At 47.7% G+C, this 9,387-nt stretch carries 8 protein-coding genes; 7 read left to right on the top strand and 1 reads right to left on the bottom strand.

Going from position 1 to position 9,387, the window contains the following annotated elements; genetic code table 11:
- Window positions 1–280 precede the first annotated feature (280 nt).
- Genes AC5I6P_RS04025 through AC5I6P_RS04035 form a run of 3 tightly spaced genes read left to right on the top strand, consistent with a single transcriptional unit; the run spans window position 281 to window position 3,001 of the window.
- Window positions 281–1,381 carry a metal ABC transporter solute-binding protein, Zn/Mn family gene (locus AC5I6P_RS04025; protein ID WP_495692473.1) on the top strand — a complete coding sequence of 367 codons (1,101 nt, stop codon included), beginning with the start codon at window positions 281–283 and terminating at the stop codon, window positions 1,379–1,381.
- 14 nt (window positions 1,382–1,395) lie between these two features.
- Window positions 1,396–2,160, top strand: a complete 765-nt coding sequence (locus AC5I6P_RS04030) for a metal ABC transporter ATP-binding protein (RefSeq protein WP_495692474.1) — start codon at window positions 1,396–1,398, stop codon at window positions 2,158–2,160.
- Between the two features lie 13 nt (window positions 2,161–2,173).
- Window positions 2,174–3,001: a metal ABC transporter permease gene (locus AC5I6P_RS04035; protein WP_495692475.1), complete on the top strand. Its 828-nt coding sequence runs from the start codon at window positions 2,174–2,176 to the stop codon at window positions 2,999–3,001.
- A gap of 627 nt (window positions 3,002–3,628) precedes the next feature.
- On the opposite strand, the gene AC5I6P_RS04040 is transcribed toward AC5I6P_RS04035, so the two are convergent.
- Complete coding sequence (locus AC5I6P_RS04040) at window positions 3,629–4,471, bottom strand: hypothetical protein (RefSeq protein WP_495692476.1); 843 nt, start codon at window positions 4,469–4,471, stop codon at window positions 3,629–3,631.
- A gap of 125 nt (window positions 4,472–4,596) precedes the next feature.
- Here AC5I6P_RS04040 and AC5I6P_RS04045 point away from each other — a divergent pair, with 125 nt between their 5' ends.
- The 4 genes from AC5I6P_RS04045 (at window position 4,597) to AC5I6P_RS04060 (ending at window position 9,172) form a co-directional block, all read left to right on the top strand.
- Window positions 4,597–5,739 carry a glycosyltransferase gene (locus tag AC5I6P_RS04045; RefSeq protein WP_495692477.1) on the top strand — a complete coding sequence of 381 codons (1,143 nt, stop codon included), beginning with the start codon at window positions 4,597–4,599 and terminating at the stop codon, window positions 5,737–5,739.
- Between the two features lie 179 nt (window positions 5,740–5,918).
- Window positions 5,919–6,623 carry an undecaprenyl-phosphate galactose phosphotransferase family protein gene (locus AC5I6P_RS04050; protein WP_495692478.1) on the top strand — a complete coding sequence of 235 codons (705 nt, stop codon included), beginning with the start codon at window positions 5,919–5,921 and terminating at the stop codon, window positions 6,621–6,623.
- Window positions 6,624–7,098: 475 nt separating this feature from the next.
- Window positions 7,099–8,178 carry a GDP-mannose 4,6-dehydratase gene (gene gmd, locus AC5I6P_RS04055; protein ID WP_495692479.1) on the top strand — a complete coding sequence of 360 codons (1,080 nt, stop codon included), beginning with the start codon at window positions 7,099–7,101 and terminating at the stop codon, window positions 8,176–8,178.
- A 37-nt stretch (window positions 8,179–8,215) separates the two neighbouring features.
- On the top strand, window positions 8,216–9,172 hold the full coding sequence (locus tag AC5I6P_RS04060) for a GDP-L-fucose synthase family protein (RefSeq protein ID WP_495692480.1): 957 nt from the start codon (window positions 8,216–8,218) through the stop codon (window positions 9,170–9,172).
- The last annotated feature ends 215 nt before the right edge of the window (window positions 9,173–9,387 follow it).

Raw genomic sequence — 9,387 nt, forward strand, 5'->3', positions numbered from 1 at the left:
GAGCAGCAAGGTTTTCTCCAATGTAAAACGACAATAGGTTGATTCTGAAGCCACCTGAAATTGGGTGGCTTTTTTATTTTTATCAATAAATAGCCTGAATGACTGTATTCAATCGAACAATGACGGCTTTTAATTGCGCTAGATCGCCTTCGATACAAGGCAGACTTAGAGATTGAATCTTCTCCTAAAAGATCGGCGCTCGCTGTGAGCATATTCGATAGAATAAAACTCATTCTCATCATAGAATTATAACCATTCTCATTTTGTTTGGTTCAGCGTTATGGAAAGAATCATCCGCAGATGGCTTCATGGTTCCCGCCAGAGCGTGACGGAGCCTAATTCAGAACAGTTTGCAGGGAGGCTAGAGGAGCGCTTTCAGCGGATGGCGATTCCTTTGGAGTTGCACAAGGTGCTATGTCCTTCGGAGCTTGCACCTTTGGCGCTAGGCGCGGCGTTGCTGATGGGCACCGTTGTCGGGTGTAGTCAGCCTGCTCCTCCTCAAGCCAGCGGAACTGCACCTCAGTCTGCCCGCCCCGCTCAACAAAACCAAAAGCTGCGAGTAACAGCTACGTTCTTGCCCGTGTATCTCTTCACCAAAGCGGTAGCAGGCGATGCGGCACAGGTCGATATTTTGGTCAAACCGGGGACGGAAGTTCACGAATATCAATCGACGCCGGATGACGTGAGAGCGCTGGCTCAAACGGATTTGATTGTCAAGAATGGGTTGGGTATTGAGGAATTTTTAGAGGGCACGATTAAAAGTGCTGAAAATCCGAATCTGAAAGTGATTGATGCTTCGACTGGCATCAATGCTATCGATGAAATCTCCGAAGTCGTTCACTCGAAAGAGGGCAAGGAAAATCACGAACACGAAGCGGGAAATCCCCATGTCTGGCTTGATCCCGTTCTAGCGAAAAAGCAGGTTGAGAACATTCGAGATGGGCTAGTTGCGGCTGATCCGGCGAACAAAGCGATCTATCAAGCGAATGCTACGGCTTATCTTCAGCAGCTTGATACGCTGAATCAGACTTACGAGAAAGAATTGAACGCTTACCGCGATCGCACCTTCATCACGTTCCACGATGCCTTTCCGTATCTTGCTAAACGCTATGACCTCAAGCAAGTTGCTGTGGTCGAGATTCCTGAAGATCAGCTTTCTCCAGAAAATGTAAAACGTACCGTCAATTCGGTGAAGCAGTTCAAGGCGAAGGCATTGCTGAGTGAACCGGGCGTTGACAACAAGCTGTTAAGCAGTCTCTCTCAAGACTTGAATCTAACGCTGCGTCCCCTCGATTCTCTTGAAGCCGGACAAACCGATCCGCAGTATTATTTCACAGCAATGAACGCAAACCTACAATCTCTAAAAGCTGCCTTTCAGTGATCACTCATTCAGCAATGACCCCGGATATCCCCCCCCAATTTGACGCCTCTATCCCCGTTATCAAAATTGACGGATTGACCGTGCATCGAGGACGGTATGCTGCGGTCGAAAATGTCTCCTTTGAACTGATGCCCGGAACCTCCAGTGCGATCGTCGGCCCGAACGGCTCTGGTAAAAGCACTTTGGTGCAGGCCATTTTGGATCTGATTCCTCGCACGACTGGCTCTGTGCAAATTTTTGGGCGTCCGATTCGCAAGTTGGGAACGCTGCGCCATGACATTGGTTACATGCCGCAGAACTTTATCTTCGATCGCGGTTTTCCAATTTCTGTGACGGAGTTAGTTCAGTTGGGCTGGGTCAAAACTGAGCGGGGCATGAGTCGGAATGCGGCCATTACGCAAGCACTCCAACGGGTGAATGCGGCTCACTTACGCCATCAAGCGATCGGAACGTTGAGCGGGGGTGAACTGAAGCGGGTTCTGCTGGCCTACTGTCTGGTTGTGCCTCGAAGGTTGTTGATCTTAGATGAAGCCTTTGCCGAAGTTGATGTGCAAGGAGAAGCCGATTTTTATACCTTGCTCGACGAACTCCGCCGCGAGGAGAGCTGGACGGTGCTTCAGGTGTCTCATGATTTGGAGATGGTCGGGCGGCATTGCGATCAGGTATTGTGTTTGAATCGATCGCTAGTTTGCTCTGGTCAGCCTGAAGCGGCATTATCTCCCCAAAATCTTCTGCAAACCTACGGCCCCGCTTTTAGTCGATATCACCACCACCACTGAGTCGCTCTGCGAGATGCAAGATTTTCTAACTCTTCTGCACTACCCGTTTATGCAGCGTGCGATCGCGGCAGGCGTTCTCATGGGGTTGCTTTGCGGTTTTTTAGGCAGTTTCGTGGCGCTGCGGCAGTTGTCGTTCTTCAGTCATGCTGTTGGGCACGCCGCTTTAGTTGGAATTGCGATGGGCGTTTTGCTTCAGGTTGAGCCGACTTGGACGTTATTACCGTTCACGTTATTGTTTGGCGTTGCCGTTCTCTATCTCATTGACCAGACGGATTTATGGAGCGATAGCATTCTCAATATTGTCTTGTCGGGAGCGCTGGCGATCGGGGTGATTCTCGCGAGCTTTATCAAAGGTTATCGCGGCAACCTCATGGGCGTTCTGTTTGGGGACATTCTTGCGGTCAACTTGACCGACATTGGACTGACATTTCTACTATTAATTCTGAGTGTCTCGATTCTGCTCGCCACCTTGCGACAACAGATTCTCTTGACCTTGAATCAAGCGGTTGCTAAGGTGCAGGGCGTTTCGGTGCAGTTTCACCGCTATCTATTCGTGGTCTTGCTGTCTCTCACCGTTGCGGTTGCGATTAAAGCGGTTGGAATTCTGCTGGTCAACGCCTTTTTAGTGATTCCAGCATCAACGGCGAAACTCCTGAGCCATCAATTTAAGCCTTATCTAATCGGGTCGGTTGCGATCGGAGCTTTTAGCAGTGTGATTGGCATGATCGTCTCTGGATCGCTCAATTTTCCGTCTGGTCCTAGTATCGTTCTCGTTCAGTTCTGTCTGTTTCTGCTCGTCTTTGGATTCACGAAATTAACCGCCTCTTGGATTAAGCTCTAGACCTGCATTGAGCGTGCTGTGAAGAGAGGGAGGAACTGTGTTGAAGGTTTTAGCAGCAACGATTTGCTCTTCGTCTTCGATGATCTGAAGTGGGCGGATGAATGTTTGAGCATCAACGCCGAATATCTAAGGTTCAGTGTTGAATGTTGAAACATCGCGCATGAATGTTTGAGGCGGGCTGGTGAATGTTTGAGTATCAACGCTGAATGTTTGAGGTGGGCTGAGGTAGCTTAAACATTCACGCATGAATGTCTGAGGTGGGCTGGCGAATGTTTGAGCATCAACGCCGAATGTCTGAGATGGGCTGAGGTAACTGAAACATTCACGCATGAATGTCTGAGGTGGGCTGGTGAATGTTTGAGCATCAACGCTGAACGTTTGAGCATCAACGCTGAACGTTTGAGCATCAACGACGAAGGTTTGAGGTTGGCTGATAAAGCTTAGACATTGAGCAACGATATTAAATCTTCAGCACTGCTAAATCTAGGGATAAACCGCTGAATTTGCCCTCACCCTAGCCCTCTCCCGCAGGAGAGGGAACAAGATAAAGACCTCTAGCTCCCTTTTCTCACGGGAAAAGGGTTGGGGGTGAGGGCGATTCATATTCAAAGCAAGTCTATTGCTTGATCAAGAACATTTCAGTTGTTCGCTTTTGCCTTGATGAATAAATTGGACATACCCGATTGAAGTGCCCATATGAAACGTAGAGTTACCTACACCGCTGCCTTTCTCACCGACTACTTCTAGGGTCAATTCCCCACTATGACTCGGACTACCCGGCTCAGACCACACATAATTTTTACCTTTAGTTGGGGCGACAAACTTCACGGCTCCGACTCGCTCGATAATCGGTTTGCAGGTTTTAATTGGATCTACAACTTGTTGCTCGTAATAGCTGAATTCTTGGCTCGCCCATTGTTGTCGGACTTCAGCAGGAGCAGTTTCGCCAGGAAACCCATTGTTAGCGATCGCAACGACCGCAAGCGCGATCGCGGCGAGAACCAGTGCTCTCAGCACAAGAACGACTGTATCAGAGTTGGATTGAATCAGCCTAAATTGACAGGCAATCCGAAGTCCTACCAAAGAGAGCAGAACCGAAAGAGGAAAGTTAAGCAGTAGTAAATCGACTAAGTTTTCCCAATAGAAAGCGAACGATTTTGCTGGAGAAACTGGATAAATCCATCCAATTAAACTACCCACCAGCCAACCAGTCAGGCAACCCAGGACTAAAAAGGACGGCTCAATTTCTAACTCTCGTCTTGACGTTTGCTGAATTCTCAAAGCCGCTGTATAAGCACCCAGAAGAAATAGCGCAAACGCGATGATTACGTAGACACCAAGCCACCCACTAATGCTCGCTTCGCGATAATTTAGAAACGCGCCCTCGGTGAACACGCAGAGTCCAATGCTCGCGATCGCGGCTAAAAATCCCCCTAATATCGTCCACAGCGCAATTGCATTATTTCTCACAAAACGGCTGGCTCCCAAAGCAAATATATGCTGTTGATACAGGTGTATTTCAATGCTCTACGGAACTTAAGGTCTATCCAATAGATAATGTGTGAATTGATTCCTTAACAAGCTGTACTTCCAACGTGACAAATTACGCGCTCGTCCACGAATGGCTCACCCCAAAAGCAACAGGCGGATCAGAACTCGTTGTCCAAGAAATTCTCAAGCATATTGATGCTGATCTTTACGCCTTAATCGATTTCGAGTCCAGCAATCCCGAAAGCTATCTCTACGGGCGCAACATCGGCACAACCTTCTTACAGCAGTTTCCCTTCGCCAAAAACGGAGTCCAAAAATATTTACCCTTCCTGCCCCTTGCGATCGAACAACTCGATTTGCGCCAGTACGACATTATTCTCTCGTCCTCCCACGCCGTCGCTAAAGGCGTCTTAACTTCGCCCAACCAACTGCACGTCTGCTATTGTCACGCGCCGATGCGCTACGCCTGGGACATGACCTTTGAGTATCTGCGTAGCAGTCGCGCTGGACAGGGCATTCCGGGAGTATTTACTCGCTATTTGCTACATCGGTTGCGTCAGTGGGATGCGCTATCTGCCCATCGAGTCGATTACTTTATTGCCAACTCTAAAAATACAGCCCGTCGAATTTGGCGATGTTACAGGCGTCCAGCCGAAGTGATTTATCCTCCCGTCGCGGTCGATCGCTTCCCCTTTCAAGCCCAGAAACAAGACTTTTATGTTACCGTTTCTCGCCTTGTTAGCTATAAGAAAATATCGTTAATTGTTCAAGCATTCAATCAACTCGGTCGTCCCTTAGTAGTCATTGGAAGTGGCGCTGAATTGAAGCACATTCAAAGCATTGCAAAATCCAATATTCAAGTTTTAGGCTGGCAACCCGATGCCGTTGTCGATCGCTACTTATCTCAGGCTAAAGCCTTCGTCTATGCCGCCTACGAAGATTTTGGCATCGCCCCTGTCGAAGCCCAAGCCTGCGGAACGCCTGTGATTGCGTATGCAGCGGGCGGCACACTTGAGACGGTCAAAGATATTCGTCAACACGGTGAGAACGGCACCGGAATTTTATTTTCAGAACAAACGGAACAGTCCATTATTGAAGCCGTCAAGACTTTCGAGGACTGTCAGCAGAAAATAGTTGCAGAAGAGGCGCGATCGCACGCTCAAACCTTTCACCCAACGATCTTCAAACAGCGCTATCTGACCTTTTTAGACCAAGCCTATCAGGAATTCCAATCGAATCTGGCGTAGCTGAAACTACACCTAGCGTCGCTGAAACCACAAAGTAGCTCAGAATTTTCTAACGATTCTTGAAAATTTTGGTTTTATTGCGCAAAATTGCCCATCAAATTGGGAGCAAATGTGTCTGTAATCAGTCTATGGCTTTATGATCAGGACTGTGTGTGTGGTGTGGAAGTGTAAGGAGTAAGATGACTGCCGAAAGCCAACTCATTTCTGGCAAGGTGATTCGGGCATTTGTCAGACGCAGCGTGAGACCGTTGATTCTAGAAGCTCTAGACAGTCAGGTTCTCAAACGCTTGTTTGACATTTTGTTTTCATTAACAGTATTAGTTCTGTTTTCCCCGGTTTACCTGCTAATCGCATTGCTTATTGTCCTGAGTTCATCAGGCTCTATTTTTTACGTTCAAGAACGAGTTGGAAAGAACTACAAGCGGTTTGGGTGCATCAAATTTAGGACGATGGTTCCGAATGCAGATGAAATGCTGCTGGATATGCTGCGAACCTCGCCTCATCTGCGCCAAGAATTTGAAGCCAACTTCAAGCTAAAATATGACCCCCGAATTACTTGGATTGGTCATTTATTAAGAATTACGAGCTTAGATGAGTTTCCTCAGTTCTGGAACGTGCTGATGGGTGATATGAGCGTTGTTGGTCCTCGACCATTGGTCGTTGAGGAATTGCCGAAATACGGAACTCATATCGATGCTATTTTGACGATTCGCCCCGGTATTACTGGATTGTGGCAAGTCTCGGGTCGAAATGACATTCCCTACCCGCAGCGCGTCAGAATTGACTTGTACTACGCCAACTTCAGAACCTTTTGGTTAGATTTGTGGATCATCATCAAGACAATTGGTGTTGTCGTTTTTCCAAAAGATAACGGCGCGTATTGAAATTCGCAGCTCTAATTCGTGGATCTTTGAAGATCGAATTCAATACTAGGATTACAGTCTGTAAAATTACGCTTCGTAACCTGCAGGGCTTCTGATAAGCAATCAGAAGCCCTTTCGCGCTTTAAATTCTTCAAGTAATCCGGATCACCATAGAAAGAGATGAAACTATTAGTCGTATACAAGTTATTCAGAGTTCAGTGTGGTGCGATCTGCTTTAACAGCCATTTTCAGAAAATTGATCGTAGAGTAGCCACTTAGCAGTCTGTAGATTTAGTTAAAGTGGCTAAAGCGTCTTTACACAAGGTTATAAGTAGATCACGCTGACTTGATGTTAATTGCCTATCTACCCGTGGGATTACTAGGTACAGAACTTTCAAGGTAGATTAGCGTAACATAAAGCGAAAATATGGTTTGTTATCGCTCTACTGCTAGCGATCGGACTTTTTGTGTAGTTGCAGGTGAGGAAAATTAAAGCATGACGCAGCGTAAACGCGCACTGTTAACAGGTATCACGGGTCAAGATGGCTCTTACTTGAGCGAGTTACTGCTCGAAAAAGGCTATGAAGTTCATGGCATCATTCGCAGAACTTCGACATTTAATACAGATCGGATCGATCACATTTACCAAGATCCTCACATTGAAGGAGCTAAGCTGTTTCTTCACTACGGCGATCTCACCGATGGAACGACGCTAGGGCGTATTTTAGAAGAAGTCCAACCGGCCGAACTCTATAACTTAGGGGCTCAGTCTCACGTTCGCGTTAGTTTCGATGCACCAGAATACACGGCAGATGCTGTCGGCATGGGTGCATTGCGCCTATTAGAAGCAATCCGTGACTATCAGCACCGCACGGGTAACGAAGTGCGCTATTACCAAGCTGGCTCTTCTGAAATGTATGGAAAAGTGATGGAAGTTCCGCAAACGGAAACCACACCATTCTATCCTCGCAGTCCTTATGCTTGCGCGAAGATGTTTGCTCACTGGCAAACCGTGAATTATCGGGAATCGTACAATTTGTTTGCCAGTAATGGCATTCTGTTTAACCATGAATCCCCCAGACGCGGTGAAACCTTTGTTACGCGCAAAATCACCCGTGCAGTGGCTCAAATTGTCGCTGGGCGTCAGAAGAAGCTGTACATGGGCAACTTGGATGCTAAGCGGGACTGGGGCTACGCGAAAGACTATGTTCGAGCGATGTGGCTGATGTTGCAGCAAGATCAAGCGGATGACTACGTAGTAGCAACCGGCGAAACGCACTCTGTACAGGAGTTTCTCACTCTTGCGTTTGGACGGGTCAACCTCGACTGGCAAGACTATGTTGAGTTTGATGAGCGTTATTTGCGTCCCACAGAAGTGGATTTGCTGATTGGCGATCCGGCGAAAGCAAAGCAAAAATTGGGCTGGGAGCCATCGGTTACATTTGAAGAGCTAGTGCATCTGATGGTCGATGCAGACCTTAGAGCGTTAGGACTAGAGACTTTACCGAGCGCCAACGGCAACCATAGCACTGACTATGCTACCGTTCGACAGAGTCTAGCGGGCATCTCTTTCTAAACTGTTCCTTTATGTAATCAGTAAGCAAATTCAAACCATGACCTCCACATCGTTAGATTTGGGCAACAAACGTATTCTTGTGACTGGTGGAGCAGGCTTTTTGGGTCGCCAAGTGGTGAGTCAGCTTTGCCAGGAGGGGGCTGATCCTGAAAAGATCACTGTTCCGCGATCGCAAGAGTTCGATCTCACGAAGCTAGAAAACTGTCAGCGTGCTGTCGATCAGCAAGATGTTGTCGTTCACCTAGCGGCACACGTTGGAGGCATCGGTTTGAATCGGGAAAAACCTGCCGAGTTGTTTTACGACAATTTGATGATGGGAACCCAGCTGATTCACTCGGCGATGCAAGCCGGCGTCCAAAAGTTCATCTGTGTCGGCACAATTTGCGCTTATCCAAAGTTCACGCCTGTGCCGTTCAAGGAAGACGATTTGTGGAATGGCTATCCAGAAGAGACCAATGCGCCGTATGGCGTTGCCAAAAAAGCTCTGCTGGTGCAACTCCAAGCGTACCGTCAGCAGTATGGATTTGACGGCATTTACCTGCTGCCAGTCAATCTCTACGGCCCGGAAGACAACTTTGATCCGCGTAGCTCTCATGTGATTCCAGCGTTAATTCGTAAAGTCCATGAAGCTCAGCAATGGGGAGAAACCCAACTTCCGGTTTGGGGAGATGGCAGCCCAACTCGCGAATTCCTTTATTCGCAAGATGCGGCCCGAGGAATTGTGATGGCAGCTCAGCACTACAGCGATGCTGAACCTGTCAACTTGGGAACGGGATATGAGATCTCGATTCGAGATCTGATCACTTTAATTTGTGACTTGATGGAGTTTAAGGGCGAAATTGTTTGGCAAACCGATCAGCCCAATGGGCAACCGCGTCGTTGTCTTGACACCAATCGAGCCAAAGAAGCGTTTGGCTTCACGGCTCAAGTCGGGTTTGAGGAAGGGTTGAAGAATACGATCGCGTGGTATCGCCAAAATGCTCAGTCATCGTAAGTTCCATTAATCGTAAGTTTCGTTAACGGAGACGCTTCATTGAAGCGTCTTTTTTTTTACATTGAACATTTTGTATTGAACAAGGCTTTTATCGATTGCGCGTAAAACCCTATCGACGTTGATCTCTCAGGAAACGGAACGACACGGCTCATCTCTCTTTTGGTTGTGTTCTAGACCTGGGGAAAGGTAGCTAAACCGACAGCCCGAACTCGAAT

The organism is Myxacorys sp. (assembly GCF_059501405.1).

What these genes read in the sequence shown, in the direction of transcription:
- AC5I6P_RS04025 (WP_495692473.1), top strand. Translation starts at nt 281, where the DNA reads ATGGAAAGAATCATCCGCAGATGGCTTCATGGTTCCCGCCAGAGCGTG.
- AC5I6P_RS04030 (WP_495692474.1), top strand. Translation starts at nt 1,396, where the DNA reads ATGACCCCGGATATCCCCCCCCAATTTGACGCCTCTATCCCCGTTATC.
- AC5I6P_RS04035 (WP_495692475.1), top strand. Translation starts at nt 2,174, where the DNA reads ATGCAAGATTTTCTAACTCTTCTGCACTACCCGTTTATGCAGCGTGCG.
- AC5I6P_RS04050 (WP_495692478.1), top strand. Translation starts at nt 5,919, where the DNA reads ATGACTGCCGAAAGCCAACTCATTTCTGGCAAGGTGATTCGGGCATTT.
- gmd (WP_495692479.1), top strand. Translation starts at nt 7,099, where the DNA reads ATGACGCAGCGTAAACGCGCACTGTTAACAGGTATCACGGGTCAAGAT.
- AC5I6P_RS04060 (WP_495692480.1), top strand. Translation starts at nt 8,216, where the DNA reads ATGACCTCCACATCGTTAGATTTGGGCAACAAACGTATTCTTGTGACT.